36 protein-coding genes and 1 pseudogene are annotated in these 24,476 nt (G+C 43.3%); 21 read left to right on the top strand and 16 right to left on the bottom strand.

What is annotated here, in order from left to right:
• The first annotated feature begins 269 nt into the window (after window positions 1-269).
• Window positions 270-659 (top strand): GFA family protein, encoded by a 390-nt coding sequence (locus tag ACM0P2_RS02525; protein ID WP_419227248.1) that lies wholly within the window; start codon window positions 270-272, stop codon window positions 657-659.
• 135 nt (window positions 660-794) lie between these two features.
• The gene (locus ACM0P2_RS02520) at window positions 795-1,397 is read left to right on the top strand and encodes a hypothetical protein (protein WP_419227247.1); all 603 of its coding nucleotides are present in this window, start codon (window positions 795-797) and stop codon (window positions 1,395-1,397) included.
• Between the two features lie 494 nt (window positions 1,398-1,891).
• Here the strand turns inward: ACM0P2_RS02520 and ltrA (ACM0P2_RS02515) are convergent, their stop codons facing one another.
• A complete protein-coding gene (ltrA, locus tag ACM0P2_RS02515) occupies window positions 1,892-3,205 on the bottom strand; it encodes a group II intron reverse transcriptase/maturase (RefSeq protein ID WP_173361254.1) in 1,314 nt (437 codons plus the stop codon).
• 1,082 nt (window positions 3,206-4,287) lie between these two features.
• Between ltrA (ACM0P2_RS02515) and ACM0P2_RS02510 the strand changes: the two genes are divergently transcribed.
• Window positions 4,288-4,644, top strand: coding sequence for a DUF2750 domain-containing protein (locus ACM0P2_RS02510; protein WP_419227246.1), 357 nt, complete (start codon window positions 4,288-4,290; stop codon window positions 4,642-4,644).
• A 113-nt stretch (window positions 4,645-4,757) separates the two neighbouring features.
• Here the strand turns inward: ACM0P2_RS02510 and ACM0P2_RS02505 are convergent, their stop codons facing one another.
• The 4 genes from ACM0P2_RS02505 to ACM0P2_RS02490 all read right to left on the bottom strand — a co-directional run bounded on the left by ACM0P2_RS02505 (window position 4,758) and on the right by ACM0P2_RS02490 (window position 6,392).
• A complete protein-coding gene (locus tag ACM0P2_RS02505; protein WP_069943669.1) occupies window positions 4,758-5,060 on the bottom strand; it encodes a type II toxin-antitoxin system RelE/ParE family toxin in 303 nt (100 codons plus the stop codon).
• Window positions 5,057-5,299, bottom strand: coding sequence for a type II toxin-antitoxin system ParD family antitoxin (locus ACM0P2_RS02500; RefSeq protein WP_014978218.1), 243 nt, complete (start codon window positions 5,297-5,299; stop codon window positions 5,057-5,059). The genes ACM0P2_RS02505 and ACM0P2_RS02500 overlap by 4 nt, the downstream gene beginning before the upstream one ends.
• Before the next feature lie 190 nt (window positions 5,300-5,489).
• Complete coding sequence (locus ACM0P2_RS02495; protein ID WP_159120611.1) at window positions 5,490-5,882, bottom strand: transposase; 393 nt, start codon at window positions 5,880-5,882, stop codon at window positions 5,490-5,492.
• A 51-nt stretch (window positions 5,883-5,933) separates the two neighbouring features.
• The gene (locus tag ACM0P2_RS02490) at window positions 5,934-6,392 is read right to left on the bottom strand and encodes an IS110 family transposase (RefSeq protein ID WP_159120612.1); all 459 of its coding nucleotides are present in this window, start codon (window positions 6,390-6,392) and stop codon (window positions 5,934-5,936) included.
• A 179-nt stretch (window positions 6,393-6,571) separates the two neighbouring features.
• On the opposite strand from ACM0P2_RS02490, the gene ACM0P2_RS02485 reads away from it, so the two are divergent.
• From ACM0P2_RS02485 to ACM0P2_RS02470, 4 genes are all read left to right on the top strand, one after another.
• Entirely contained in the window at window positions 6,572-6,853 is a 282-nt protein-coding gene (locus ACM0P2_RS02485) for a hypothetical protein (RefSeq protein ID WP_159120613.1), read from the top strand.
• A 162-nt stretch (window positions 6,854-7,015) separates the two neighbouring features.
• On the top strand, window positions 7,016-7,294 hold the full coding sequence (locus ACM0P2_RS02480) for a type II toxin-antitoxin system RelE/ParE family toxin (protein ID WP_173361240.1): 279 nt from the start codon (window positions 7,016-7,018) through the stop codon (window positions 7,292-7,294).
• On the top strand, window positions 7,294-7,590 hold the full coding sequence (locus ACM0P2_RS02475) for a HigA family addiction module antitoxin (RefSeq protein ID WP_173361239.1): 297 nt from the start codon (window positions 7,294-7,296) through the stop codon (window positions 7,588-7,590). Before ACM0P2_RS02480 ends, ACM0P2_RS02475 begins: the two co-directional genes overlap by 1 nt.
• Window positions 7,591-7,716: 126 nt before the next feature.
• Window positions 7,717-8,145 carry a hypothetical protein gene (locus tag ACM0P2_RS02470; protein ID WP_159120614.1) on the top strand — a complete coding sequence of 143 codons (429 nt, stop codon included), beginning with the start codon at window positions 7,717-7,719 and terminating at the stop codon, window positions 8,143-8,145.
• A 68-nt stretch (window positions 8,146-8,213) separates the two neighbouring features.
• Here the strand turns inward: ACM0P2_RS02470 and ltrA (ACM0P2_RS02465) are convergent, their stop codons facing one another.
• From ltrA (ACM0P2_RS02465) to ACM0P2_RS02455, 3 genes are all read right to left on the bottom strand, one after another.
• On the bottom strand, window positions 8,214-9,527 hold the full coding sequence (gene ltrA, locus ACM0P2_RS02465; protein WP_173361254.1) for a group II intron reverse transcriptase/maturase: 1,314 nt from the start codon (window positions 9,525-9,527) through the stop codon (window positions 8,214-8,216).
• Window positions 9,528-10,182: 655 nt separating this feature from the next.
• The gene (locus ACM0P2_RS02460; protein WP_159119722.1) at window positions 10,183-10,476 is read right to left on the bottom strand and encodes a type II toxin-antitoxin system RelE family toxin; all 294 of its coding nucleotides are present in this window, start codon (window positions 10,474-10,476) and stop codon (window positions 10,183-10,185) included.
• A complete protein-coding gene (locus tag ACM0P2_RS02455) occupies window positions 10,466-10,714 on the bottom strand; it encodes a type II toxin-antitoxin system Phd/YefM family antitoxin (RefSeq protein ID WP_070174548.1) in 249 nt (82 codons plus the stop codon). Before ACM0P2_RS02455 ends, ACM0P2_RS02460 begins: the two co-directional genes overlap by 11 nt.
• A 226-nt stretch (window positions 10,715-10,940) precedes the next feature.
• Here ACM0P2_RS02455 and ACM0P2_RS02450 point away from each other — a divergent pair, with 226 nt between their 5' ends.
• The 4 genes from ACM0P2_RS02450 (at window position 10,941) to ACM0P2_RS02435 (ending at window position 12,181) form a co-directional block, all read left to right on the top strand.
• On the top strand, window positions 10,941-11,159 hold the full coding sequence (locus ACM0P2_RS02450) for an addiction module protein (RefSeq protein WP_159119721.1): 219 nt from the start codon (window positions 10,941-10,943) through the stop codon (window positions 11,157-11,159).
• A 3-nt stretch (window positions 11,160-11,162) separates the two neighbouring features.
• Window positions 11,163-11,459 (top strand): type II toxin-antitoxin system RelE/ParE family toxin, encoded by a 297-nt coding sequence (locus tag ACM0P2_RS02445; RefSeq protein WP_159119720.1) that lies wholly within the window; start codon window positions 11,163-11,165, stop codon window positions 11,457-11,459.
• Window positions 11,460-11,609: 150 nt separating this feature from the next.
• Complete coding sequence (locus ACM0P2_RS02440; RefSeq protein ID WP_159119719.1) at window positions 11,610-11,888, top strand: type II toxin-antitoxin system RelE/ParE family toxin; 279 nt, start codon at window positions 11,610-11,612, stop codon at window positions 11,886-11,888.
• Window positions 11,888-12,181: a HigA family addiction module antitoxin gene (locus ACM0P2_RS02435; RefSeq protein WP_159119718.1), complete on the top strand. Its 294-nt coding sequence runs from the start codon at window positions 11,888-11,890 to the stop codon at window positions 12,179-12,181. Before ACM0P2_RS02440 ends, ACM0P2_RS02435 begins: the two co-directional genes overlap by 1 nt.
• Window positions 12,182-12,954: 773 nt before the next feature.
• Here ACM0P2_RS02435 and ACM0P2_RS02430 read toward each other — a convergent pair.
• The 3 genes and pseudogenes from ACM0P2_RS02430 to ACM0P2_RS02420 form a co-directional block, all read right to left on the bottom strand.
• Window positions 12,955-13,065 (bottom strand): annotated as a pseudogene (locus ACM0P2_RS02430) (IS110 family transposase); the annotation flags it as partial.
• 173 nt (window positions 13,066-13,238) lie between these two features.
• Window positions 13,239-13,520 carry a type II toxin-antitoxin system RelE/ParE family toxin gene (locus ACM0P2_RS02425; protein WP_419227245.1) on the bottom strand — a complete coding sequence of 94 codons (282 nt, stop codon included), beginning with the start codon at window positions 13,518-13,520 and terminating at the stop codon, window positions 13,239-13,241.
• Window positions 13,517-13,801, bottom strand: a complete 285-nt coding sequence (locus ACM0P2_RS02420; RefSeq protein WP_419227244.1) for a damage-inducible protein J — start codon at window positions 13,799-13,801, stop codon at window positions 13,517-13,519. The genes ACM0P2_RS02425 and ACM0P2_RS02420 overlap by 4 nt, the downstream gene beginning before the upstream one ends.
• 199 nt (window positions 13,802-14,000) lie before the next feature.
• On the opposite strand from ACM0P2_RS02420, the gene ACM0P2_RS02415 reads away from it, so the two are divergent.
• The 3 genes from ACM0P2_RS02415 to ACM0P2_RS02405 all read left to right on the top strand — a co-directional run bounded on the left by ACM0P2_RS02415 (window position 14,001) and on the right by ACM0P2_RS02405 (window position 14,892).
• Complete coding sequence (locus tag ACM0P2_RS02415; RefSeq protein ID WP_018982647.1) at window positions 14,001-14,255, top strand: type II toxin-antitoxin system Phd/YefM family antitoxin; 255 nt, start codon at window positions 14,001-14,003, stop codon at window positions 14,253-14,255.
• On the top strand, window positions 14,248-14,511 hold the full coding sequence (locus ACM0P2_RS02410; RefSeq protein WP_419227243.1) for a Txe/YoeB family addiction module toxin: 264 nt from the start codon (window positions 14,248-14,250) through the stop codon (window positions 14,509-14,511). Before ACM0P2_RS02415 ends, ACM0P2_RS02410 begins: the two co-directional genes overlap by 8 nt.
• A gap of 135 nt (window positions 14,512-14,646) precedes the next feature.
• A complete protein-coding gene (locus ACM0P2_RS02405) occupies window positions 14,647-14,892 on the top strand; it encodes a hypothetical protein (RefSeq protein WP_419227242.1) in 246 nt (81 codons plus the stop codon).
• Window positions 14,893-14,993: 101 nt separating this feature from the next.
• Here ACM0P2_RS02405 and ACM0P2_RS02400 read toward each other — a convergent pair whose 3' ends face one another.
• The gene (locus ACM0P2_RS02400; protein WP_419227680.1) at window positions 14,994-15,206 is read right to left on the bottom strand and encodes a type II toxin-antitoxin system ParD family antitoxin; all 213 of its coding nucleotides are present in this window, start codon (window positions 15,204-15,206) and stop codon (window positions 14,994-14,996) included.
• Window positions 15,207-15,615: 409 nt separating this feature from the next.
• Here ACM0P2_RS02400 and ACM0P2_RS02395 point away from each other — a divergent pair, with 409 nt between their 5' ends.
• Genes ACM0P2_RS02395 through ACM0P2_RS02385 form a run of 3 tightly spaced genes read left to right on the top strand, consistent with a single transcriptional unit; the run spans window position 15,616 to window position 16,894 of the window.
• Entirely contained in the window at window positions 15,616-16,044 is a 429-nt protein-coding gene (locus ACM0P2_RS02395) for a GNAT family N-acetyltransferase (protein ID WP_419227241.1), read from the top strand.
• Window positions 16,045-16,084: 40 nt separating this feature from the next.
• Complete coding sequence (locus ACM0P2_RS02390) at window positions 16,085-16,540, top strand: GNAT family N-acetyltransferase (RefSeq protein ID WP_419227240.1); 456 nt, start codon at window positions 16,085-16,087, stop codon at window positions 16,538-16,540.
• 24 nt (window positions 16,541-16,564) lie between these two features.
• On the top strand, window positions 16,565-16,894 hold the full coding sequence (locus ACM0P2_RS02385; RefSeq protein ID WP_419227239.1) for a zinc ribbon domain-containing protein YjdM: 330 nt from the start codon (window positions 16,565-16,567) through the stop codon (window positions 16,892-16,894).
• A 219-nt stretch (window positions 16,895-17,113) separates the two neighbouring features.
• On the opposite strand, the gene ACM0P2_RS02380 is transcribed toward ACM0P2_RS02385, so the two are convergent.
• The 3 genes from ACM0P2_RS02380 to ACM0P2_RS02370 form a co-directional block, all read right to left on the bottom strand.
• The gene (locus ACM0P2_RS02380) at window positions 17,114-18,385 is read right to left on the bottom strand and encodes an NRAMP family divalent metal transporter (RefSeq protein ID WP_419227238.1); all 1,272 of its coding nucleotides are present in this window, start codon (window positions 18,383-18,385) and stop codon (window positions 17,114-17,116) included.
• A gap of 171 nt (window positions 18,386-18,556) precedes the next feature.
• Window positions 18,557-19,354, bottom strand: coding sequence for a substrate-binding periplasmic protein (locus ACM0P2_RS02375; protein WP_419227237.1), 798 nt, complete (start codon window positions 19,352-19,354; stop codon window positions 18,557-18,559).
• A gap of 19 nt (window positions 19,355-19,373) precedes the next feature.
• On the bottom strand, window positions 19,374-20,492 hold the full coding sequence (locus ACM0P2_RS02370) for a hypothetical protein (protein ID WP_419227236.1): 1,119 nt from the start codon (window positions 20,490-20,492) through the stop codon (window positions 19,374-19,376).
• Between the two features lie 326 nt (window positions 20,493-20,818).
• On the opposite strand from ACM0P2_RS02370, the gene ACM0P2_RS02365 reads away from it, so the two are divergent.
• The 4 genes from ACM0P2_RS02365 (at window position 20,819) to ACM0P2_RS02350 (ending at window position 22,827) form a co-directional block, all read left to right on the top strand.
• Window positions 20,819-21,073, top strand: a complete 255-nt coding sequence (locus ACM0P2_RS02365; RefSeq protein WP_419227235.1) for a Rho-binding antiterminator — start codon at window positions 20,819-20,821, stop codon at window positions 21,071-21,073.
• Between the two features lie 49 nt (window positions 21,074-21,122).
• Window positions 21,123-21,509, top strand: a complete 387-nt coding sequence (locus ACM0P2_RS02360) for a VOC family protein (protein WP_419227234.1) — start codon at window positions 21,123-21,125, stop codon at window positions 21,507-21,509.
• Window positions 21,510-21,626: 117 nt separating this feature from the next.
• Window positions 21,627-21,938: a hypothetical protein gene (locus ACM0P2_RS02355; RefSeq protein WP_105930458.1), complete on the top strand. Its 312-nt coding sequence runs from the start codon at window positions 21,627-21,629 to the stop codon at window positions 21,936-21,938.
• A 220-nt stretch (window positions 21,939-22,158) separates the two neighbouring features.
• Window positions 22,159-22,827, top strand: coding sequence for a YitT family protein (locus ACM0P2_RS02350; RefSeq protein WP_419227233.1), 669 nt, complete (start codon window positions 22,159-22,161; stop codon window positions 22,825-22,827).
• 462 nt (window positions 22,828-23,289) lie between these two features.
• Here the strand turns inward: ACM0P2_RS02350 and alr are convergent, their stop codons facing one another.
• Entirely contained in the window at window positions 23,290-24,366 is a 1,077-nt protein-coding gene (gene alr, locus ACM0P2_RS02345) for an alanine racemase (RefSeq protein ID WP_419227232.1), read from the bottom strand.
• Window positions 24,367-24,476 lie beyond the last annotated feature (110 nt).

Genomic DNA, 24,476 nt, shown 5'->3' with positions numbered 1-24,476 from the left:
CTAAACTCGCTCTTTTATCCAACATTACCGTTAACATCTGGCTTTTCGCACAGGGTTGTTTTATCTTAAATTCAATAATTTAAACACGCGGTCTATTTGGCTAGTGGTGACAGCAAAGCTGCGTACTTTCAGTTGTACGCCTAACAAAACGCTGTTGGCACTCCCTCCGGTCGCTGGGACGCTAACACGGGGCCGCTTCGCGATTATAGCCCCATGTTAGCGCCCCAAAGCTTAGTGTTATACCGCTTGTTCATCTTAAAGGATATTTCATGGAAGGAAGTTGTAACTGTCAGAGTCTTCAATTTAGCTCATCGGATGAAATTAGAGCTATTGTTAATTGTCACTGTAATCTTTGCCGCAAAATGAATGGAAGTGCATTTTCAACATATGCAGTTGTTCCGAGTGAAAATTTTATTTTAAAAAGTGGCTCATTGAAAACTGTGCAAGTGTCAGAAAACGCTTCTAAAAGTTTCTGTGAGCATTGCGGTACGCCGATTTACAATCAAAATCCTAAACTTGCTGGCCTAAAGATTTTATACCTGGGCTCAATAGACAAGGCTCCGGATATTAAACCAGCAATCAATATTTATTGTGAGTCTCAACTTCAATGGGTTAATCAGTTGGATGCATTACCCAATTTTGAGCAAGGTGTGGTGTAGGCGGTATAACAAACGCATTAACACTCGCTGCGCTCGCTAGGGACAAAAATACGTAGGCTCCCTGCGCTTCGCTTGGTATTGTAGCCTACGTATTTTTGCCCGTTATGCGGGCCGTTATGATTCAAAGGGAACCTCGTGGCTCAACTAGACTTCTATGCCAATAGCTCAGATATAATTGAAGTCATTGACTATATGTTCGAATTATCTCCTATGAGATTATTTGAAGCCTATTCTCATACTGATCATGATATTAGAGAATTTAAATCAAGTTCAGATATTCTTATGTCTTCTCATATTGAGGATAATCACGGTGGTATATTTGTACGTGGTTGGTGGGAATCAGTTACATCTACACCATTTGTTAAAACCTTTAAATTAAGCCCTAATATTGGCAAATATCGCCAGTCGCTTGAAGGAGTGGGGACTTTTCAATTAATCCAAGGTAGACCACATGATTTGGTTGAAAATGCGCTAAGTTTGAGTCGTTTTACCCATTGGGATGAAAGAGGTGCGCGGCAAGGTGCTCATTTCTCTGAAGGTGATATCAACGAAGTGAATTGGAATGAGTTCAAAAGTCTTTCCGGTAAACTTCATAGGCACCTTCGAAACAAAATGTTTCACGCTAAGCTTTTCAAACGCCCAATTTTAAAAGGCGCATACTCTGAACTGAAAAACGGTGGTAAATTATTCGGACAGCCGGGAGTCTACTGCTTAGGCTCAGTGGAAATTGAATCATAACAATCACATTAAGTCGGTCGCAAGCTCCCTGGGACAGTAACACGTGGGCTCTGTCGCTTCGCTCGGATTTTAGCCCACGTGTTACTGCCCCTTATGTGGGTGTTATAAGGCGTCAGCCTAAACTGCGTTTGGCTTAATACAAATCCCAGTGCAACTACCCTCATCTGTTTTCATTTGCATCGCTCTGACTTGTGGTAGGTTTAAATCCGCCGCTTTCAATTCAAAGGTTGCGCATTAGGCGCTTTAGCGCCAAGTTATTACTCAACGTCAACAAGCGCCAATGCATTTGACACTTCAAATGGCGGCTAGCTTCTGCCAAATCAAAACCATCAGCCCACTGTCGTTCTACTTGTTTGTGTTAACAATCAATCGTATGCTGGCTTCAACAGTTTTTAAAAAGACCAAAGGAACTGGCTCTGCTTATAATCGGGTAGCCGGAGGTATCTAACCTCCAGCCCCCACAACACCCTGCATGCGGCTCCGCACAGGGCGTTTCACTTAGAATGGTGAAGCGCGATCCAACCATCACGCAATGAATAAAGCCCTTCGGATTTTAAGTAATCAAGTGATAAAGCTTGATTAACCCCCGGAGTTTTAGCACTGCGCCATGGCCCTTTGCTGGTGATACCACACGCAACTGCGGCCTGAACTTGCACACCCAATTTCATTAAGCGTCTCACTTTGGTGCGCGGCTTTCGCCATTGTCGCCAATAGGCCATTCTGATTCTGCGCCTGATCCAATGATCTAGATCGACGCATCGCTGATAGCCACTAGCGATACCAAAGTAATTTATCCAGCCACGTAAATATTGGCTGAGCTTAGAGAGTTGGTAGTGCATAGACACGCCCCAGTTACGGTTCGTTAACCGTCTGACCTGTTGCTTAAATTTCAGCAATGTCTTTGGGTGCCATTGAATGCGACCTGCCTTGAATGTGAATCCAAGGAACTTGCTTTCACTGGTTTTGACGACGTGGCTTTTGACCGAATTCACGATCAGTTTCAGACGGTGACTCAGGAAGCTGCTGATACTGCTAAGCACGCGCTTACCCGCACGTGGAGTATTCACCAAGATAGTGAAGTCATCCGCGTAGCGAGCAAACTTATGGCCTCGTTTCTCAAGCTCTTTGTCCAAAGGGTCGAGCATAATGTTCGCCAGTAAGGGTGATAACGGCCCGCCTTGAGGAACACCTTCTCGGCTCTCACTATAAAGCTGGTTATCGATAACCCCAGCTCGCAAGTAGCGTTTAATCAATTTAAGCAATCGCTTATCCTTCACTTTATAGCCAAGGTGGGTCATGAGTAAATCGTGATTAACGCGGTCGAAGAACTTTGACAGGTCCACATCTACAGTAAAACGGCGTCCCATTTTAATGATGCTTTGTACCTGCTTCACCGCTTGTTGCCCATTTCGGTTTGGCCTAAACCCAAAACTGTTGTCTGAGAAGGTTGGGTCGAAGATGGGCGTTAACACTTGAGCAATAGCTTGTTGGATAACCCTGTCGAAGACGGTAGGAATACCTAGTTGGCGTTTACCGCCATCGGGTTTATCAATTTCCACGCGTCTAACAGGTGAAGGTTGGTATTGGCCTGAGTGGAGCTCATTCATAATACGTTTCCAGTTGCCCTGTTTTGCCCAAGCAGGGAAATCATCAATGGACATGCCATCGATGCCAGCGGCCCCCTTATTGGCTCGAACTCGTTTCCACGCAGCTAGAATATTAGCGGGTCGGAGAATGAGCACAAGTAGATCAGCACTAAAGGCTGGCTGCTTATCGATACGCTGAGTCACGTCACTACCGGTCGGCATTCGTGTATTCAAGTTCAATAAGGCTCCTCCTTTGATCTAAGTATTCAGGCCTTCACCGTGTCCCAACCATTACGATGGGCGTTTGGCTACTATGCCGTCTGCTGACTTCTACTTAATCACCTTCAAGGTTACCCTTGTAGGCGCTATCGGTTTTCATCTAGTTCGCTCCTTCCAGTCGATGACGCTGAAAAGCCAAGGCACTTGTATACCAGAACCTCACTGGTTAATTACCGATCGCTTGTTAAGCAGATCTCCCCAGATAAGAGCATGCACTGTCTCTGCACTGCTGCATCATTTACGGTAGCCGTTAAGTCACATGGTTTCGTTGTCTTGTGCCAACTCACCTTCAGCCTACGCCTCATATGATGTTCTTGTTCATCAGCTCGCAGATTTGCTAGCGGCTTCCTCCAGACAAGCCCTCACGGGTTTGCCCTTGCCATTCGCTAGTAGTTATCATCTAATAGCAATATTAATCGCTAAGGATGGTGACCTTCCTACAGAGGACTTTCACCTCATTAGTTCATGCCCATGCTGGGCGTACACAAAAAAATCAAGTCGCCTGCTACGCAGGCTGGGACGCATACAAGCGGGGCGGCTTCGCCATTATGCCCCACATGTCTGCGCCCCTTATTTAAAAGTTAGTACCCTCGGAGCAGGAAGCTTGAAAGTAAAACCATCCAAAAAGCTATATCTAAAAATGCTAAGAAGTCTTTTGATAATTAGCGTTCTATTCGGTCTTACTGCATATGTCTGGTCAACTTCAGTTTATGAATGTATTTCTATATTTTCATGGGACTTTTGCGGCTCTATTGGCCAAGCAGAACTGATTTATCCACTTTTTGCTCTAGATGTGCTGCTAGCTTTTTATTTACTTTCGCCATTTTTTACCTATTTCAGCTATCGTGAAATAATAAAAAATAGGAATAAAATTAAATAATGTTGCTAGGTAGTATTGGGTTTACGGGTACTAACAACTCAATAAACTCGCTCACTTCGTTCGCTGGGACGCATACACGCAGGGCGGCTTCGCCATTATGCCCCACATGCCTGCGCCCCTTATTTAAAAGTTAGGAGACAAGGAAATGTCAGCAGGCGTCACACAAGCAAACAAATTTTACGAAGAAGTCGCAGCGACTCAAATAGTTTGGTTTGGTTGCCTACCAAACGAAATACTCTTAGAGTTTGATGTTGGTGACAACAAAGTATCTTTGCCCCTATGGTCTTCCAAATCTAGAATCGATAGGCTTAAAAAACTGCATCCTGAACTGCTCGGAGGCGTAGAAGCACGAAGTGTTAGCTGGGCACAATTTAAGGAGGACTTCTTACCTATCCTACAGGATGATGAGAAAGTAGTGGGAGTAAATCTTTCTGGCAAAAATCTTACAGGCATCGACATACCCGCATCACTTTTAGTTAAACAAATAGAGGCATTTGGGTAATGTCTCCTAACAAAAAAATCAAGTTCGCCCGCTGAGCGGGCTGGGACGCAAACATGTGGGCTGCTCACTTCGTTCGGATTTTAGCCCACATGCCTGCGCCCCTTATTTAAAAGTTATGCGCCAAAGCGTACAGGATTTACATCCATACTTTTATGAAGGATTCTTATGATCAGAATCTCCTGACTGCCCGTTTGTTTGTAGAAAATCACATGGCTACCTTGAGGAAATTTTCTGTATCCATCTCTTATTTCGTCGCAGCTTTTACCAATATCAGGATTTTCAGACAACATCCAAAATGAATCGTCGAATTGTTTAAGATATACATTACGCTGTTCTCGGCCCCACTTCCGTTGTGTAAACAATGCGATATCTTTTAAATCTGATTTTGCTAGTACGGTTAATTTAAACGGTTTCACTCTTTTAATTCACCGTCTAGTTCTGATATCAGATGCTCAAGGTCGTATTCAGCTTCACCGCTTTCTTCACCTGCTACAAGTAATTGACGCAGAGTGTTTAATTTGGTTTCCTGTGTTTCTAGCAAGCGAAGAGCTGAACGAATCACCTCACTTGCTGAACCATACCGACCAGTTTGAATTTGGCTTGCAATAAAGCCATCAAAATGGTCTCCAAGGGTAATGCTGGTGTTTTTAGCCATCTGATTTCTCCAAGTACCAATATATACCTAATTATGGTACTTGCGCGTTGTAAGTCAATAGCGCATAACAATCACATTAAGCCGCTCGCAGGCTTATGTGGACTCCCCCATGTCAACAACCAAAATTTAATATCACAAAAAGAAAAATGCGTGCTTATGTTCGAGCTCTAGTAGAGAAGCTATCTCTGGCTCACTGATGTTTACGCGAACAAACGGCCAAGTCTCGCTGGCGAGCTTTCATGCTCCAAGCTTGCGGCTGACTTCGAAGGGATCCATTTTTACAATATTTACCTATGGTTCCCATGACTTCTTTCCCACCAGAGGAATGCTGAATGGGCGTTAAACCAATGCAAGCAGACGCATTCTTTCCACTCTTAAATGGCTGCGATTGATTTGCACCTAGTGCGATATACAGGTTTACTGCATTAACTGGACCTACACCCTCAAGCTTTAATAGCTTCTTACAATCAGGTAATGATTGGATACTCTGTTCTAAATATTTATCGTATTCACGAATAGCGCTAATCATATTTTCAAGTTGCACTTTAGCGACCAAAAGAGTGGCACGGAAGGTATCAGACAAATTATTCTCTCCATCTTCAAGTACCCCTTCTAACCCATTTAGTAAGCCAGCTTATGTATTGGGTAAACGGATATTTAGCTCTAACAATAATGATACTATTTGTTTCTGCGAGGCATTTTGGCTCTTTATTGCTAACTCGCGCAATCGTTGAATTGATTGTAACTGTTGTTGCTCAATATTTTTGCCGTTTATAAAAGACACTTCTGGTAAAAATAAGGTCTGTGCGATTGCCAATGCATCATTTTTATCCGTTTTTTGGTTTTGCCTAACAGCTTTAACCAATTTGGCACTAATTAGTCGAGCATCATGACCAGCTTTAATGGCTTGTTGATACCAGTAGTTTGAAGTAGAGCAAGCTTCAAACGCTACAGTGACAGGTTTAGATTTAGCTAACCAAAGTGAAAATTCAACGGTACTCATCCCTACATTAGACGTAACTTTTTTACCGTGTAGTGTGCAAACCTGAATTATATTTTTTGCTAAATCGACGCCGACTTTAGTACGATACATATTAAGGACTCTCTTTAATATTTTTTGTGTGGTAACAAAAATATTACCCCAAGCCCTCAGGTGCGGGGGAGTCCAATTATCTCGCTGGGACAGTAACACGTGGGCTCTGTCGCTTCGCTCGGATTTTAGCCCACGTGTTACTGCCCCTTATGTGGGGTGTTATATGACAGGAGGTTTACTTGATCAAAAAAGGATTTAATTGGCTTCTAAGTAGGCTTCCTTTCTACTCATTATTTTTTATATTTCCAGTACTCGGAATGATGAACTGCCAAGGATGGAATGAAGGCAGCATGACGTCAGAAACATGCCTAATAAACTCATCTTTCCTTCAAGCATATGCGGACTTTTACTACGCACTAATTCTTTTTTCTTCTTTTATGCTGCTTTTACCGCTGGTAGTTTATATTGTTATCGCAATTTGGCTTTCAGAAGTCTTTGGCCGCAAGCTAGCCGGTGAGTAATGTCATATAACAAGTCAATAAACTCACTCACTTCGTTCGCTGGGACGCATACACGTGGGCTGCTTCGCATTATAGCCCACGCGTATGCGCCCCTTATTTAAAAGTTATGCGCTCACAAAAATTACGCTAGCAATCCGTAACCCCTGAGGTTACAATAGAGTCATGATTAAGAGTTTTATACATAAAGGCCTTCAGAAGTTTTACGCTAAAGGAACCACGTCAGGAATTCAGAAAAAGCACAAAAATAAGCTTCGTCTTATTCTGTCGAATCTCGATCAAGCCGAAACACCTGATGACATGGATTTACCAGGCCTTTATATGCATAAACTCAAAGGTAACAGAAATGATATTTGGTCTGTCCGAGTAAGTGGGAACTGGAGAGTAACATACCGCTTTGTTGGACGAGATGTTGAAATCGTTAATTACGAGGATTATCACTAATGAATATGCATAACCCTGCGCATCCCGGTGAGATACTCAAAGATCTTGTTATTGGTGCTCTAGAACTGACCATTACTGATGTAGCGCAACATTTAGATGTGAGCCGTAAAACATTATCGAAAGTTCTTAATGGTAAAGGGGCTATCACCCCAGAGATGGCTCTTCGTCTTGAACTAGTTTTCGGTAAGCCTTCTGCGGCCCATTGGCTTCGTTTGCAAAATGCTTTTGATTTGTGGCAAACGAGACAACATCAAGGCTCTTTGCATGTCTCACCGTATAATATGGCTGCGGTATAAAACGCGCATAACAACAAAATCAAGTTCGCCCGCTGCGCGGGCTGGGACGCATACACGTGGGCTGCTTCGCATCATAGCCCACATGTCTGCGCCCCTTGTTCAAAAGTTAGCTGCCAGAAGGTGAGCATGGACAAAACAACAAAGACGGTAGTTATTTTTCTTCTTATTGTCGGAAGTCTTTCATTGATTTCGAATTCGGTATGGAAACCTTTTTTGCAGAAAGAGTCGTTAAAAATTAGTGACGCTCAATTACAAGATGTTGTGAATCAGATGAATGAAATGACACCTATATTTCTAGACGACATTACTAAGTTAAATCGAGTCCACCTTGAAGGTAGAACAATTGTTTACGAGTATATCCTTGAACATGATGAATCCGAGGATATTTTAGCTTTTGGTCCGCTTGAAGAAGCGCAGTTAAATGAATACTGTAATTCAAATGAAAATAGTTATTTTTCTAAGGTGGGTGTTGCAGTGACTTCAAACTACGTAACCCGTGATGGGGGAAAATTACATAGTTTTACTATGCGGCCATCTGATTGCATTGGCAGCTAATCGGGTAGCCGGAGGTATCTAACCTCCAGCCCCCACAACACCCTGCATGCGGCTCCGCACAGGGCGTTTCACTTAGAATGGTGAAGCGCGATCCAACCATCACGCAATGAATAAAGCCCTTCGGATTTTAAGTAATCAAGTGATAAAGCTTGATTAACCCCCGGAGTTTTAGCACTGCGCCATGGCCCTTTGCTGGTGATACCACACGCAACTGCGGCCTGAACTTGCACACCCAATTTCATTAAGCGTCTCACTTTGGTGCGCGGCTTTCGCCATTGTCGCCAATAGGCCATTCTGATTCTGCGCCTGATCCAATGATCTAGATCGACGCATCGCTGATAGCCACTAGCGATACCAAAGTAATTTATCCAGCCACGTAAATATTGGCTGAGCTTAGAGAGTTGGTAGTGCATAGACACGCCCCAGTTACGGTTCGTTAACCGTCTGACCTGTTGCTTAAATTTCAGCAATGTCTTTGGGTGCCATTGAATGCGACCTGCCTTGAATGTGAATCCAAGGAACTTGCTTTCACTGGTTTTGACGACGTGGCTTTTGACCGAATTCACGATCAGTTTCAGACGGTGACTCAGGAAGCTGCTGATACTGCTAAGCACGCGCTTACCCGCACGTGGAGTATTCACCAAGATAGTGAAGTCATCCGCGTAGCGAGCAAACTTATGGCCTCGTTTCTCAAGCTCTTTGTCCAAAGGGTCGAGCATAATGTTCGCCAGTAAGGGTGATAACGGCCCGCCTTGAGGAACACCTTCTCGGCTCTCACTATAAAGCTGGTTATCGATAACCCCAGCTCGCAAGTAGCGTTTAATCAATTTAAGCAATCGCTTATCCTTCACTTTATAGCCAAGGTGGGTCATGAGTAAATCGTGATTAACGCGGTCGAAGAACTTTGACAGGTCCACATCTACAGTAAAACGGCGTCCCATTTTAATGATGCTTTGTACCTGCTTCACCGCTTGTTGCCCATTTCGGTTTGGCCTAAACCCAAAACTGTTGTCTGAGAAGGTTGGGTCGAAGATGGGCGTTAACACTTGAGCAATAGCTTGTTGGATAACCCTGTCGAAGACGGTAGGAATACCTAGTTGGCGTTTACCGCCATCGGGTTTATCAATTTCCACGCGTCTAACAGGTGAAGGTTGGTATTGGCCTGAGTGGAGCTCATTCATAATACGTTTCCAGTTGCCCTGTTTTGCCCAAGCAGGGAAATCATCAATGGACATGCCATCGATGCCAGCGGCCCCCTTATTGGCTCGAACTCGTTTCCACGCAGCTAGAATATTAGCGGGTCGGAGAATGAGCACAAGTAGATCAGCACTAAAGGCTGGCTGCTTATCGATACGCTGAGTCACGTCACTACCGGTCGGCATTCGTGTATTCAAGTTCAATAAGGCTCCTCCTTTGATCTAAGTATTCAGGCCTTCACCGTGTCCCAACCATTACGATGGGCGTTTGGCTACTATGCCGTCTGCTGACTTCTACTTAATCACCTTCAAGGTTACCCTTGTAGGCGCTATCGGTTTTCATCTAGTTCGCTCCTTCCAGTCGATGACGCTGAAAAGCCAAGGCACTTGTATACCAGAACCTCACTGGTTAATTACCGATCGCTTGTTAAGCAGATCTCCCCAGATAAGAGCATGCACTGTCTCTGCACTGCTGCATCATTTACGGTAGCCGTTAAGTCACATGGTTTCGTTGTCTTGTGCCAACTCACCTTCAGCCTACGCCTCATATGATGTTCTTGTTCATCAGCTCGCAGATTTGCTAGCGGCTTCCTCCAGACAAGCCCTCACGGGTTTGCCCTTGCCATTCGCTAGTAGTTATCATCTAATAGCAATATTAATCGCTAAGGATGGTGACCTTCCTACAGAGGACTTTCACCTCATTAGTTCATGCCCATGCTGGGCGTACACAAACGCATTAACACTCGCTGCGCTCGCTAGGGACAAAAACACGTAGGCTCCCTGCGCTTCGCTTGGTATTGTAGCCTACGTATTTTTGCCCGTTATGCGGGTGTTAAACTCCTTAGTCAGCGTCCAGCCTTTTTAACGCTTTTTTATATGCTTCATTTCTTTCACGTTTTCCGACTGCAAGTACTGTGACTATTACAATGTCATCGCGGACTTGGTATACAAGTCTATAGCCGGATTGTCTCAACTTGATTTTGTATACATTTTCCGCGCCTATCACTCTGTCTGGCGCTACATGCGGCGCTTCAAGTCTCTCAGACAGTTTTTTCTTAAACTGCTCTTTTAAAGTACTACAGAGCTTGCTCCATTCTTTAAGCGCGCTTTTCTTAAATTCTAGCTTATAGGTCATCTAAACTTACCGAAACGCTTTCTTCACTATTTCTTTCTTGCACTAGATGAAGTAGTTCCAGATCTTCTAGACGATCCATCATCTTTTCATAAATTTCAGCAGGTACGCAGTAGAAAGCTGGTTCATTTCTATTTAGTATGGCAACAGGATCTCCGTACGCGCTACCTGCAACTTTCATCGGGTTTGCTTTGAGTTCAGTAATGCTTGCGGCTACTTCGGCTAAAACTCTAGTAGTCATAAAGGTCTCCAAAATGGTCTTTAATTAGGTCATTTTAGGCTAAGTTTTATGGTTTAACAAACAAATTAAGTCGCCTGCTGGCGCAGGCTGGGACGCAAACACATGGGCGGCTTCGCCATTATGCCCCACATGTCTGCGCCCGTTATTGAAAAGTTACTTGTAAATCCAGCCTTTCTCTTCTCTTTTTTAGTGGTAATATCAAATCATACTCAATGGGAGTTATTTTATGTCTGATGCATTAAAAGTGATGCTTGAAAATATCGAGCAACTCAGTACTAAAGAGAAAGCTCTTGCTGCCCACTGTCTTTTAACGGCTATGGATACTAAGATTGATAGTGATGTGGAATCTGAGTGGGTAAAACTTGCAGAAGCTCGCAGCGCAGAGCTAGAGTCTGGTGCGGTAAAAAGCATTAGTTGGGAAGAGATAGAAAAGGCTCTAAATTAAAAGATGCTGCCTGTTTCCTTTCATCCAGAGGTTAAAAGGGAAATAAAAGAGTCGTTTGATTGGTATCAAGAGCAGTCACTGGGGTTGGGTCACGAATTTACCCAAGAAATCAAGGAAGCCATCGATTCAGTTAGTTCTTTGCCTTCGGCATGGACAAAAATGGGGCAAACTCATCGACGCTTTGTCTTAAGCAGGTTCCCATACTCTATTATTTATAAAATTATCGAAAACAGGGAAATTAGTGTGGTAGCTATTATGCACAACCACCGAAAACCAGGGTATTGGCACGAACGCGGCTAACAAAGCGCTCAAGCCACTCCCTCCAGTCGCTGGGACGCTAACATTTGGGCTGACTCACTTCGCTCGGATTTTAGCCCACATGCTAGCGCCCCTTAGCTTAAAGTTAGACATCAAGTTGCACCGCGTTGCGCAATACGCTACGCTCTTCCCATGATTAAGTCATTTAAACATAAGGGCCTGAAGCTGTTTTTCGAAAAAGGGAAAACTTCAGGCGTACAGACTAAGCACGCGAAAAAACTTCGCATGCAGTTAGCTGCTATCCATACCGCACAAGAAATCGATGACATAAATCTACCAGGCTTTTCTCTACATCAACTTAAAGGGGAAAGGTCAAACATTTGGTCGATATCAGTTAACGGCAACTGGAGAGTAACTTTCGAGTTCACGGATGGTAATGCTTACATCTTAAATTACGAGGATTATCACTAATGAATATGCATAACCCACCACATCCCGGTGAATTTATTGAGTCCATCTACATGGAACCACACGGCATCAGTTGCAGGACACTTGCTACCCATCTTGGTGTTGCCGCTTCAACACTAAATCGTGTCGTTAAGGGGAAAAGTGCAGTAACACCAGAAATGGCATTAAGGCTATCAAAGGTATTAGGGCGCAGCCCTGAAAGTTGGCTTAGCATGCAAGACAATTACCAGCTTTGGCAGGCAAAGCAGAACATCAATTTGGATAACGTGCAGCCCATAGATCTGCATGCCACCTAACAAACGAATGTTGGGGTGTTATATGCTAATTGGTAGTTAACTCATGGAAGAGTATTTTGCTGGCCTAAGAAAAATTAAGCTTCGTTCTGACAACGTACATGCTGCTCGTTGGCCATGCTTTTATTTAGTATCAATAGGGATCTTTCTTGGCTTCTTGTTTCCGCCGTTGGGATTTATTGCCCCACTATTCATCTATCTGTTTCTCTTTTTATTACTTCGATTGTCGTTATCAACCTGCCCACGTTGCAATAAGCGATTTTATTCCTTGTTAAACACCATATTCAACGGTAGTTTTTATTCAAAGTCAGCAATGTGGGCTGTCTCGTGTAACTCTTGTGGCTTAAAGTTAAGCGAGCTGCCGGAGGTTGACGAAATCGCCATCAGATCCCACAAAGACGAATGGTTTAAATGAACAACGCATATAACACATATGAGCCTCCGGGCTGTCAATGAAAAAAGATAGCCCTTTGACCACTATTTCAAGATCAATACCGTAGCCTTTTTAGAACTCGTTTACTTCGTCTGTCATGGCTGATGTTAGGCAAATTGCCTACGTCAAACTCATATAGAGCTGCGCCGGTCACCGGCTCTTGTTGTTGCGCTTTTCAATTCCTTTTGACTGGCAACGGCACTAGACATTCATCGGTTAACCTTCCTCTGTCTTATTCAAATCTAAGTGGCTACATTGACCAGTTAGTATCAGGTTCAGTGAAGGTGTAAGCAAATTCGTAAAAAGGTGGAGATGCGCAACAGTTTATCGGGTGAATCATCGATTTTTTATGAACAAGAATGTTATTTTCATTATCAATAATGCAGACGTAAAGCAGCCTTGTGTGAAGATCGATTCCACAATAGTACGGATGTGTATTAATATAAAAGTTCATTGAGTTTTCTCCCTTGGTTTGGTCGCCTATTAGGATAAACTCAGTTTATGCTGATAGGGAGGAGGCTCAATGATTATCAAACAACTGTTGTCGCTTACTGCGTTCGCTTGGATGCATACACGCCGAGCGGCCTCGCCATTATGCCCTACGTGCCTGCGCCCGTTATTGAAAAGTTAGTTGCCTACGGGAAATTTTTGCTTTTGGTGTAAAACTCGAAGAATGTGAATAATGTCGTCTTTTATGAAATATGAAACAATCATTGAAACCTCTGGGATTATTAACAGTCGTCCCGGTACACCCTCTCTCTCCACTCCCATAAGAGGTTGCTGATTCAAGTTTTCAACTTTTTTCTCAATTATTGCATCAGTTTTTTCTGCTGCTAATGGGTTAAATTCGTATAAAAACTCGAAAATAGCCTCACGATCATCTAACGAACTTTTTTCCCATAAGATCATTTTGTGGCTTTATTTCTAATTTTCATTTTTCGAGCTTCCATGTCCAGGTTCGCTTCTTCATGACTGACGAACTTACTTTGCCCACTCTCTAATTTACTGAAAGCAGCATTAACCTCTTCAGTAAGCCACTGGTCATGATTAATTATTTTTCGTTGCTGTTCAGCGAGTTCTTCCGTAAGCTCTCTACAAGCGTCACTTAAAGTACGTCCTTGGCTTTCGGCCATTATCTGAGCTAGCCGTTTAGTTTCTTCATCTACTCTGAACTGAATACGGGTATCCATGGTAAACTCCTTATGAAATGTACACACAAATGTTAGCACACCTATTGAATTTACGGCAATTAACAAACAAATTATGGCACACATATTTGCGCCCCTTAGTGAGAAGTTAGCTGCCACAGCGCAGTAATGCACAACATCCTGTACATGTACTCATTTCCGGTCTAAACTTGTCTCATATAATGTACAAGCGGGGTGCAAAATGAGAATTGTCTCTTTTACCGAAGCTCGAAATGGTTTAAAAGCCGTTTTGGACAATGTAATCAACGATGCAGATACAACAGTAATCACTCGTCGTGACTCTGAAGATGCTGTTGTAATGTCATTAGATTATTACAACAGTCTTATGGAAACCGTTCATTTACTTCGTTCTCCAGCGAACGCTGAACACTTAAATCGTTCAATAGCACAGTTTAAAGCAGCAAAAACGACCCAGCGAGAACTTATTGATGAGTAACAGGTTGTTATCATGGACTGATGAAGCTTGGAATAGTTACGTTTATTGGCAGACTCAAGACAAGAAAACCTTGAAACGTATCAATAAATTAATTTCAGATGTTAAGCGTTCTCCATTTGATGGAATTGGAAAACCGGAACCTCTTAAAGAAAATCTTTCAGGTTTCTGGTCCCGCAGAATAGGTGACACCAACCGTTTGGTATATGCCGTGGACGATACCGCAATTACGGTTATCTCATGTCGTTACCATTACTAGTAGATGGCAGTTAACAACCCAATAACTCACTCACTTCGTTCGCTGGGGCGCAAACATGCGGGGCGGCTGCGCCATTATGCCCCACATGTCTGCGCCCCTGAGCTTAGAGTTATACACCTAAAAGGATTTAACTAAATGAAGTACCTTGTATTACCTCTCCTTTCAATTGCCCTTTTGGGCTGTGGCACAATCAATACGCCTAATGACGGTCTCGATGCAATCTACAACACCACCTCAGCAGTGATCAAAGGTGAGAATAATAATAGTAGCTGCTCTACTGGACATATTGATGATAGAAAGAAGTGTAAGAGTCAATCACAAGCAAAAACAAATGCTATTTCAGAGTCAATCAAAAAGCATCGTCATGATAGCGGCGTATAACAATACGCTGTTCCCGCCCCCATTTCCGTTGCGTAAATAACGCGATATCTTTTAAATCGGATTTTGCGAGACAGTTAACTTAAATGGTTTCACTCTTTTGATTAACCATCTAGTTCTGACATCAGGTTCCCAAGGTCGTATTCAGCCTCACCGCTTTCTTCACTTGCTACGAGTAATTGACGCAAAGTGTTTAATTTGGTTTCCTGAGTTTCTAGCAAGCGAAGAGCTGAACGAATTGCTTCGCTCGCTGAACCATATCGACTAGTTTGAATTTGGCTGGCAATAAGGCCATCAAAATGGTCACCAAGAGTAATGTTGGTATTTTAAGCCATTTGCTTTCTCCAAGTACCAATATATACCTAAATATGGTATCTGCGCGCTGTCAGTCAATAGCGCATAACAAACACATTAACGCTGTCGCTAGCGCTCGCGGGGGCCGAAACACTCTATGGATATTTTGAATTATTTTCAGCAGATGGTCGACTTGGCATCAGAAGGGGAGCTCCAGGGAATTTGGTTCTGGGCTTCATGCTACATGCTCGTTGTATGCCTTTATTCCGCTTATTTTCAAATCCGAACACGATTTTGGGCAACTACTGTGGGCAATATCCACAACCTAGGACTTAAAAAATTTGGTATCTCAAACGATTTGTCCGAGCAACAATACCGAGGGAAAGCTCTGTATTCATATAGTGTGAATGGCCAAACTTATGAAGGAACAGTATGACCATTGCATTTATACCATGCACTGAATTGCAACGTGCGGCAGAATTCACCTTTGACAACATGCGTGTCTATTACGCACAGTACGCACCTGAATGGGACGTTGAAAAAGTTCTCAGCGCCACTTCTAAACTTATCAACTTAGACATTCTGCTTGATGAAAAAGTGGTTGGCGTAATGCGCCTTGAATATGAGGATGATAACTGTGTCCTGCGCGACTTACAGATTATCCCCAATGAGCAAAACAAAGGCATTGGTGTTACCGCACTTCAAGAAGCTAAAAGACTGGCGTTGAGCGCTAATAAAAATACACTTTCGTTGCGAGTTTTTAAAATTAGCCCTGCTGTCGCTTTATATCAAAGAGATGGTTTTGTTATAAAAAGTGAAGACGACCGTTTTTTTAACATGGTTAAAGACTTGAAGCAGTAGAGGCATAGCTCTTTCAAATTCTTAGAAGGCATTTATTTATATGGAAATTGTTATTGATGATCTAAGCTCCACAGAGGTGCTGGCACTTTTAGAAGAGCATCTGTCGGATATGTACGCCACATCTCCTGAAGAAAGTGTCCATGCTTTAGACGTCGATGCTCTCAAAGCTCCCGACATTACCTTTTTTAGTGCTTGGAAAGCACAACAACTTGCAGGGTGCGTTGCCATCAAAAACCTTGATACTAAGCATGTCGAATTGAAGTCTATGCGCACTGCCAAGACGTTTAGAGGACAAGGTGTGGCCTCTGAGTTATTACTTTTTGCTCTAGAACATGCGAAAATGAAAGGGTTTAGTAGGGTAAGTTTAGAAACAGGGACCCAGGATTACTTTTTGGCAGCGAGAACACTTTACAAAAAGTTCGGATTCATTGATTGCGGGCCCTTCGCTACTTACTCACTCGACCCTAATAGTCATTTTATGACGCTAGCACTTTAATTTAGCATTTTAAGAGAATTCAAGATGTCACTACCTCCTTGCCCGCATTGCCAATCAGAATATGTTTACGAAGATCAGCCACTGCTGATTTGCCCTGAGTGTGGACACGAGTGGAACCCGAACGCTGTTGAAGAAGAAGTGTCTGCTAAAGATTTTAATGGAACACCTTTAGTGGCCGGCGATAAAATTACCCTAGCGAAAGATTTGAAGGTAAAAGGAAGCTCATTGGTTTTAAAAATTGGCACTAAAGCGGTTATACGTCATGTGAAAGATGCCAAAGACCACCAGCTAGACTGCAAAGTAGATGGCGCTGGTGAAATGATGCTTACAGCACAGTTCGTTAAAAAAGCATAACAAACGATACTCTCCGCTTTGCTCGTTATTGAGCACGGCAGGATACATCAGTGCAATATCGCGTTGCTCATTCGGGTAGCGCGACAACTGTCTCAATTGGCATATCCGCTATACCATCTCAATTTACTTCTTTTTCCGCTTCGCGCTTATTAGCTAGAAAAGTCATTCACAAACGCCTTGAAAAGCACACTAATGGTTCTCGACGACAGGTTTTGCGAATTAGCTAAGCCATTTCCACCAAATAAACACAGCCAGAAATCCAAACAAATAGATTAGCCCTATATAGCTTAGCCCTCTTACGATGATATTGGGTGCAGCATCTGAGTGAAGCTGAGTTTGCGCAACAAGCTTATGATTAAGCCAAGCAAACATGGGCGTTGTGATAAAGGCTAGCGTCATCGCAAACCCGAGCATGGCAAGTAGTGCTGCTTTGAAAAAAAGCACAATGATAAAACTGGCTAAAGCCATAAACAATAATACGGGGGTAACAAGTATATTTCGGGTTAATTTGTCGCCTTTAAATAACAAAGTTATCGCTTCTGCCACAACCCTCGCGTAACCGTCATAGACTGTTAGCGCAGACCCAAATATGCATAAGAACGCGACGACAGCTATCAGCCAATGGGACCATTCCCCAATAGTTGATGAGTACATGCTAATAAGCTGATGAGAAAAACCAATGCCGCTTGCGCTGAGTTCAGTGCCACTGCCGTGCAGAATGAGTGCACCTAGCCCCAAAAATAAAAGCGCAAGGACGACGGTTACTGCATAACCAAGGTTAAAGTCGAACAACGCTGATTTAGGCGTTACCGCTTGGTCTGAGCATTGGCGCTTCAACCAAAGCGATGTGATAGAAGATATTTCAATGGGCGCGGGCATCCAGCCCATGGTGACGACAAGAAAACCAAGGGTGGCAAGGGTCCACGGAGAAGGCGGTGTAAAGGTGGGGTCTGCTGGCTCGGAGTAATTGCCCAGCGCTACAATAAATACAGCGACAGTAGCTATCACCAGCACTCCCATAATACCTTTGGCGATATGATCTAGCCCTTCAAAGTGCCCCTTTAATAAAATCAAAAGTATCAACGCAAGCACGATGGAAGACGACAGTGTTATGGCAATATCAAAAGGAACAAAATAAGACAGTAAGCTTGCTGCAAACAGCAAAAGTGCTGCCGCGTTTACTACCGAAGCGATTGTGTTTAAACAAAGGGCTACGGCTAAATAGCGCCGCCCCATTTTTAGATAACCCTGCTGCAATGTTTGGTTAGTGCTGATGGTGTAGCTCACACCCGCCCTGAAAAACGGATATTTGAGCAGGTTCACAACTAATATAAGAAGCGCCAGCTGCCAGCCGAACTTTGCGCCTGCCTGGGTTGAAGCTACCAGATGACTACCGCCCACCGCTGCCGTTGCCATGAGTACACCCGGGCCAAGTAGTTTTATTAATGCAGTTAAGCGAGCAAAGATCGATGTTTCAGCTGTGTACAACAAGGCAACCTCTAGGTGGGCGTTACGAAATAGCCGTCAACCTTAGCAGTTAAATTTAAAACAGAAAAGCGCGTTCATGCACATCAGCGGAACAACTAGCATAGGCTGATAAACTTGTTAGTTCACAGCCCTTGCTACATTAGCATGTTAGAGAAAAAACAAACGCTGTAAGTACTAACGTCTGTCGTAATTCACCTTCTTTTGAGGATGTTGGTAATAGCCTTCTTTAAGTAGGCGTTTAAATCTAGTGAGTTTACCTTCAAGAGTAAGTTCCTCTAGACCTTTGTTGAACAAAGAAAGAACAAGTTGACTATCAGCTGTGCCTTTAGGCACCAATAAGTGGGTTGTGATGGTTGAAACGAAGGGCTTAATAGTCATTACATCGCGGCGCTCACCGCGACTAAATTCCCGTTGTAGCAAATACCAACCAGTGAGTTCATCGATAGGGAAAATATCTATTTCTCCGTCAATCAGCGCTTGAAAGTTTTCCGTATCAGTTGCTCGCTGAATTACATTCTCATTATCTTTGATAAACGCCGCTAATTCGTCGTTATATAAGTAGCCCTCTGTCATACCCATTTTTAAGTCTTTTAGCTCTTCAAGTTCAGACCATGTTTTAGGGCCTTTCTCGGCATTAACGTAAAATACTAGGCTTTCAGCACTAATTGGGTTGCTATGGTAGAACTCGCGCTCTCTTGACCGAACAAAGTTACCGTAAGAAAGCGCATCGTACTCGCCTCTTAACGTTGCTTCTAATGCCTCTTCCCATGGCAGAGAAACAAATTCAACTTCCACGCCCGTTTCTAAAAAGGCATCGGCAATAATGTGATTGATATATCCGTCTTGCTGCATATCTGTCGAGGTGTAGGGGGCATATTCACTGGTCGCTATTCGCAGTTTCATCCACGCATGGGCAAAACTTTGCATTGGTATTAGCGCAAGTATCAAAGTCGCTATAAATAGTAATCGCATGTCAAAGTCCTGTTAGGTTTTAGAAATAAATACCAAGATTAATGTTTAGGCGATGGGTGGTTTCTTGTCGGCCGCCTAAATCTAAGCCAACGCCTGGACCACCTGAAAACCACATATTTTTGCCTTGAATACTATCTACATAAACAAACAATTTATCCCAGCCAAAGCTACAGCCATTTATCCATTGTGATGAATTTTTTCCTTCACTCCCCTCGCCTTTAGCCACGCTATACTCTGAATAACAGGTAAGTGATTCTATATGGTCGAAGTTATAAGGAACGGAATAGACAAAGTTAGCTGAATAAGTTTTGCCGTCAGCGGCAGCTAAGAATGGAAAGGTGAAAGATGAAAGCGCAATGCGGTCATCCGCCTGCCCTTCAGGCGCAGCTAAGTCATATTCATAATCAATGTACTGTAGCTCAACCTTTACATCGCCCTGAGTGTGGCGCATGTGAACTGCATAAGCAGACATATCGCCATCATCCAGAGTATCCAAATTTAAAATGTTGCCGTATTGATACGACACACCAATATCTGTAGTGGCACCACGGATAAAGTTGGCAGAGTAATTCGCTCGCAGATTATACTGACCATCTTCTTTATTTCGATATTCACCATCGTCGGCAACATCAAACGAATAGCGCCCAAATTCAGCGGCATCGTTGTATTCGTCGTTCATGAAGTACGCCGCTTGAAAATCCCAATTACCCCAATCGTGATTTATCTTCACACCAGCATCATAATCATCTTCAAAGCCTAGATAATAATTTACCGAAAACCAAAAGTTATTACTGGCAAAAGGCTGAAGACCAAAAGGCGTTTGCGTTATACCAGCGGTAATCTGTGTCTGTTCATCAAAATGATAGGTAAGGTCGGCAAAGCGTATGGTGTCGAATTCGGTATTTTCATACCAGCGATACTCTGCTTTATAGCTAAATTGATCTGACTCTCCCGACACACCAAGCTTGAATGATTCAAATTCGAACCCATCTCTAAACTCAGGTATCTGCCAATCTTGGTGACCGTAGTTTACCCGAACGTGCCCGCTTAAATTGAAAGGCAGTTCGTCGGCAGTGGCGAGACCAGCTGTGCATGTTGCTATAGAAGCTAAAGAAAATGCAGTTAGTAGCTTGTTCATTACTGTTCCTGTATTCAATTTTCGGCGAGAAACCCTTTACGACAAGTAACGTTGCAGCAAAAAGCCGGGGAGGTAACGCCGTAGTGATGGATACGCCAAAATAATTCCTTCAGTAGAACAATACTGCGTAAACCTTACAAAAAGATCATTTGCAAATGTAAGATTTATTGTTGGGATATCAAATCTGAATTAGACGCTTTTCATGTGCTAGCGTTATTTTCATTCGTATTTATTGCAAAGTGACGATGCGAATTTTAACTCGATGTTTTACATGATGCCGATTACAGCAAAATGACGTTTAAACATTAAACTGAAGAGGATTAAGTATGCGCATAGCCTGTGAGCTATACGACTATATTGAAATTACATGCATCTATCAGTTAGGAATTAGTGTTGAGCTTAAGAATGGTGAGATGAAAAGCGGCAGAGCACTAAGCACGCTTATTAGCGAAAGAAATGGTGAAGCGACTGAGTGCCTGCGTATTAACATCAATGGTCTTGATGAAAATATTCCACTTGTCGAAATCGCTCAACTTCACGCTATTGCTGACAACCCGCATTTCACCACGATAAGGTTTTAGGTAGTATTCACTCTCTACTCTCATTTATTCATTAACTGACACGGATTTTATGAACCAACACTTGTCTGCCATTACATTTTTTGTCGACGACTACGACACCGCTATTCACTACTTTACGTCGGTTCTAAACTTCACGTTAACCGAAGACAAAAGTACCGGCGAGAACTCACGCTTTGTCTTAGTAACACCACCTCAGAGCGCCGGAAGTTTGCTATTAGCCCAAGCTAAGAATGACAGAGAAAAAGCGCTTGTTGGTAATCAAGCCGCAGACAAGGTATTTTTGATTTTAAACACTGATGATTTTTGGCGGGATTTTGAAGAGATGAAAGCCAAAGGCGTGACGTTTTTAGAAACGCCACGCAAAGAAGCGTATGGCACTGTGGCTATTTTTAAAGATAAGTTTGGCAACAAGTGGGATTTGATCCAAACCGCGTAACCTTTCTTTATATAGTTACATCTTAAGAACTTTGGTAATCGTACTTGGGTCACATTACATTGCCTTATTTTCACAGAAAAGTTTTCTTTAAATAAAGACGTATAGGAGAGGACAAACGTGCAGGCCATGAAACGTTCGATTATCGCAGACGTAGTTGCAATAGCGGCCATAGCATTGTTGATCACTACGACGTTCTACTGGATTGAAGCACGGCGAGAAGTCATTATTCTTTGCGATAATTTCACGCCTGGCGTGTCGAAGAAAAGTGTTGAGCGCCAACTCGACACCGCAAACTTGCTGCTATGGGATACAGAGTTCGTTGCAAACGGCAGTAAAATCGAGGCTTACAGCCCACTTCATTTAGGCATTATGCAATGCAGCGTAGAGTTCAACAAACAAGATATCGTTGTATTCTCCATTGTTGAATAACGACAGTGCGACAAAGCGAACGGCATTTTCAGTTTTAAACTGAACCACCTTGGTGCAGCGTTTACATTGACGCAACACCCCGTTCACTGTCGCGTTAAAAGTCGTAAAGACATACTTACCTCATGGGTTTTATCGCACCATGCTAACTTTTCATCTCGCTATCACCTGTGTAGATGTAAACGTATAATTACGCCGTCTCTTCTTAACGCAAGTTCTTCTTATGCAAAAAACAAAACACAGTGTCATCGAGGATGTATTCGCTTTGATAAGCGCCGGCTTGTTTGTTGCTTTTGGCGTTTACCTTTTTCAGTCTCAAGATTTGATGGTTGGAGGGGCAGCAGGTTTAGCCCTACTAGGTACGTATGCCGTTGATATGGATTTTGGCTTATTATTCTTTCTAATCAACCTGCCGTTCTACACATTAGCTTGGACGCAGATTAGTAAACGCTTCACTATCAACACGTTTATTTCGGTTACTACGGTATCAATTTTAACCGAGCAAATCCCTGCGTTTGTGGATATTAGCCATGTAAACCCCATATTTGCCGCAGTGTTTGGTGGCATTCTAATTGGCGTGGGCATGCTTATGATGTTCCGTCATAGCTCTAGCCTTGGTGGAGTAGGTATTATGGCGTTTTACTTACAGCAGCGATTCAATATTAGAGCAGGCACCTTTCAGCTTGCCGTAGACAGTACCATTTTACTGTGCGCATTATTTTTTATCGCTTGGCATTTAGTGCTGATTTCTATTTTAGCCGCATTTTGCCTCAACATGGTTATTTCCCTTAACCACAGACCTGAGCGCTATTTCCCTGCTCAAGAGAAACAAGCAAAAAGCAAGGCCGAGACAGGCACTTTAGAAGGCTCAGACAAGCGCGTTACCGCTTAATGAGGAAGTGTTGTTCTCACATAACGTCATGTTGAGAAACAATCGAGGATCTTAGTCGTTATGGGCTAACGCTCTACTTTTCGTTCGTTTTGAGCTTTACAGCCCTTGTGATGAAGCAGTCAAAATAAAAAGCCCGATTAGGACTGTCCTAATCGGGCTTTTTTGTAACTTTTATTTGTATCCTTTTGGCGCCTATTACAAACCTATTGCTTCTTTTGAACAGGTCTAGACGGTCGACTTACAACTCCACGGTTTACTCTTGGACGAGAAAACGAAGTACGCATACAAACCTCACTTATGAGTTGTTGCCCAGCACAGTTGGAGGCGAAACATTCACCGCAATCCTGCATCTCAGCACTAACAGTATAGACCTAACTCACGGGTAAAAGTCTCATTCTTTTAATGAATAGTACTTTATTAAAACTTATATAGTGATAAGCCCAATTGGCACAGCGTTGAAATTTAAAGGTATTTCACAATGCGTGGTACACGCTGGGAAATTCTTGTCATGAGTTCATAGTCGATAGTGCCGGCACACGTGGCCACTTCCTGAATAGATACGTTTTGACCCCATAATTCAACCACATCACCCACGGCCACGTTATCGATGTGAGTAACGTCAATGGTGATCATGTCCATAGAGACACGCCCGGCAAGAAACGCTCGTTTTCCACGCACCATCACTGGCGTGCCGTTTTTACAGTGCCGAGGATATCCATCAGCGTAACCAATGCCTACTGTGGCTATTTTGCTGGGCTTATCTGCAACCCATGTTTGACCGTAACCAACGCCCTCACCAAGTGCGATATCACGAACAGCAATAACGCTTGAGCGAAGAGTCATTGTGGGGTAAACCTCTGTATCGCATTTTTGCGAAGTAGATACTGCGCCGCCATAAACCCCTACGCCCAATCGATTCCATGCATTACGACTTTCTGGCCAGTTCACGATTGCAGGCGAATTTGCCACACTAGTAGGAAAACCGAGTTTATCTGCCACCTGCTTAAAAGCGGTGAACTGAGAATCAGTAAAGCTGTTGTCTACGTCATCTGCGCAAGCGAAGTGCGTTACGATAACGGTTTGGTCGCTCAATAAATGGCGATACTTCGCAGCCACTGTTTCTATATCAGACAAGGAAAAACCCAATCGATGCATGCCACTATCGACCTTAAGCCACACGTGAGGGCGTTTGTCTTCAGAGCACTTATCTAACCACTCAAGCTGCTCTTTACAGTGCATCACCAATATGCAGTTATTCTGAAAAGCCATCTTGCACTCTTTTATCTGGTGCGCCCCTTCTAAAACGACGATAGGGGCTGTAATACCTGCGTCGCGAAGCGCAATGGCTTCTTCAATTATCGCTACGGCAAAACGCGAAGAAACATGCTGAAGAATGCGCGCTACATTTACTGCTCCATGACCATAGGCATCAGCTTTTACCACCGCCATAGACTGGCTTGAAGGCGCTAAAGCAGCAAGGACTTTGAAGTTGTGTAAAAGGGCGTCAGCATGAATGATAGCTTGCGTTTGTCGGCTCACAGAAAAACACGTTCCTTAAATGTTTAATGGGAAAGAGTATAGAATGCTAGAGTGTACCACGAGAAGCGTATTAGCGGCGCAGGATTAATAATGAAAAACGTACCATCTAA

This window comes from Alteromonas sp. OM2203 (assembly GCF_048517045.1).
Lineage (GTDB): Bacteria > Pseudomonadota > Gammaproteobacteria > Enterobacterales > Alteromonadaceae > Alteromonas > Alteromonas gracilis.
Note: the sequence above shows the minus strand (reverse complement) of the source record. Positions and strands in the feature narration are given on the sequence as shown.

What these genes read in the sequence shown, in the direction of transcription:
- ACM0P2_RS02395 (WP_419227241.1), top strand. Translation starts at nt 15,616, where the DNA reads ATGACCATTGCATTTATACCATGCACTGAATTGCAACGTGCGGCAGAA.
- ACM0P2_RS02425 (WP_419227245.1), bottom strand. Translation starts at nt 13,520, where the DNA reads ATGATCTTATGGGAAAAAAGTTCGTTAGATGATCGTGAGGCTATTTTC.
- ACM0P2_RS02445 (WP_159119720.1), top strand. Translation starts at nt 11,163, where the DNA reads ATGCTGCCTGTTTCCTTTCATCCAGAGGTTAAAAGGGAAATAAAAGAG.
- ACM0P2_RS02475 (WP_173361239.1), top strand. Translation starts at nt 7,294, where the DNA reads ATGAATATGCATAACCCTGCGCATCCCGGTGAGATACTCAAAGATCTT.
- ACM0P2_RS02510 (WP_419227246.1), top strand. Translation starts at nt 4,288, where the DNA reads ATGTCAGCAGGCGTCACACAAGCAAACAAATTTTACGAAGAAGTCGCA.
- ACM0P2_RS02450 (WP_159119721.1), top strand. Translation starts at nt 10,941, where the DNA reads ATGTCTGATGCATTAAAAGTGATGCTTGAAAATATCGAGCAACTCAGT.
- ACM0P2_RS02365 (WP_419227235.1), top strand. Translation starts at nt 20,819, where the DNA reads ATGCGCATAGCCTGTGAGCTATACGACTATATTGAAATTACATGCATC.
- ltrA (WP_173361254.1), bottom strand. Translation starts at nt 9,527, where the DNA reads ATGCCGACCGGTAGTGACGTGACTCAGCGTATCGATAAGCAGCCAGCC.
- ACM0P2_RS02500 (WP_014978218.1), bottom strand. Translation starts at nt 5,299, where the DNA reads ATGGCTAAAAACACCAGCATTACCCTTGGAGACCATTTTGATGGCTTT.
- ACM0P2_RS02440 (WP_159119719.1), top strand. Translation starts at nt 11,610, where the DNA reads ATGATTAAGTCATTTAAACATAAGGGCCTGAAGCTGTTTTTCGAAAAA.
- ACM0P2_RS02420 (WP_419227244.1), bottom strand. Translation starts at nt 13,801, where the DNA reads ATGGATACCCGTATTCAGTTCAGAGTAGATGAAGAAACTAAACGGCTA.
- ACM0P2_RS02360 (WP_419227234.1), top strand. Translation starts at nt 21,123, where the DNA reads ATGAACCAACACTTGTCTGCCATTACATTTTTTGTCGACGACTACGAC.
- ACM0P2_RS02525 (WP_419227248.1), top strand. Translation starts at nt 270, where the DNA reads ATGGAAGGAAGTTGTAACTGTCAGAGTCTTCAATTTAGCTCATCGGAT.
- ACM0P2_RS02480 (WP_173361240.1), top strand. Translation starts at nt 7,016, where the DNA reads ATGATTAAGAGTTTTATACATAAAGGCCTTCAGAAGTTTTACGCTAAA.
- ACM0P2_RS02410 (WP_419227243.1), top strand. Translation starts at nt 14,248, where the DNA reads ATGAGTAACAGGTTGTTATCATGGACTGATGAAGCTTGGAATAGTTAC.
- ACM0P2_RS02455 (WP_070174548.1), bottom strand. Translation starts at nt 10,714, where the DNA reads ATGACTACTAGAGTTTTAGCCGAAGTAGCCGCAAGCATTACTGAACTC.
- ACM0P2_RS02490 (WP_159120612.1), bottom strand. Translation starts at nt 6,392, where the DNA reads ATGTATCGTACTAAAGTCGGCGTCGATTTAGCAAAAAATATAATTCAG.
- ACM0P2_RS02470 (WP_159120614.1), top strand. Translation starts at nt 7,717, where the DNA reads ATGGACAAAACAACAAAGACGGTAGTTATTTTTCTTCTTATTGTCGGA.
- ACM0P2_RS02435 (WP_159119718.1), top strand. Translation starts at nt 11,888, where the DNA reads ATGAATATGCATAACCCACCACATCCCGGTGAATTTATTGAGTCCATC.
- ACM0P2_RS02460 (WP_159119722.1), bottom strand. Translation starts at nt 10,476, where the DNA reads ATGACCTATAAGCTAGAATTTAAGAAAAGCGCGCTTAAAGAATGGAGC.
- ACM0P2_RS02390 (WP_419227240.1), top strand. Translation starts at nt 16,085, where the DNA reads ATGGAAATTGTTATTGATGATCTAAGCTCCACAGAGGTGCTGGCACTT.
- ACM0P2_RS02375 (WP_419227237.1), bottom strand. Translation starts at nt 19,354, where the DNA reads ATGCGATTACTATTTATAGCGACTTTGATACTTGCGCTAATACCAATG.
- ACM0P2_RS02415 (WP_018982647.1), top strand. Translation starts at nt 14,001, where the DNA reads ATGAGAATTGTCTCTTTTACCGAAGCTCGAAATGGTTTAAAAGCCGTT.
- ACM0P2_RS02405 (WP_419227242.1), top strand. Translation starts at nt 14,647, where the DNA reads ATGAAGTACCTTGTATTACCTCTCCTTTCAATTGCCCTTTTGGGCTGT.
- ACM0P2_RS02350 (WP_419227233.1), top strand. Translation starts at nt 22,159, where the DNA reads ATGCAAAAAACAAAACACAGTGTCATCGAGGATGTATTCGCTTTGATA.
- ACM0P2_RS02385 (WP_419227239.1), top strand. Translation starts at nt 16,565, where the DNA reads ATGTCACTACCTCCTTGCCCGCATTGCCAATCAGAATATGTTTACGAA.
- ltrA (WP_173361254.1), bottom strand. Translation starts at nt 3,205, where the DNA reads ATGCCGACCGGTAGTGACGTGACTCAGCGTATCGATAAGCAGCCAGCC.
- ACM0P2_RS02370 (WP_419227236.1), bottom strand. Translation starts at nt 20,492, where the DNA reads ATGAACAAGCTACTAACTGCATTTTCTTTAGCTTCTATAGCAACATGC.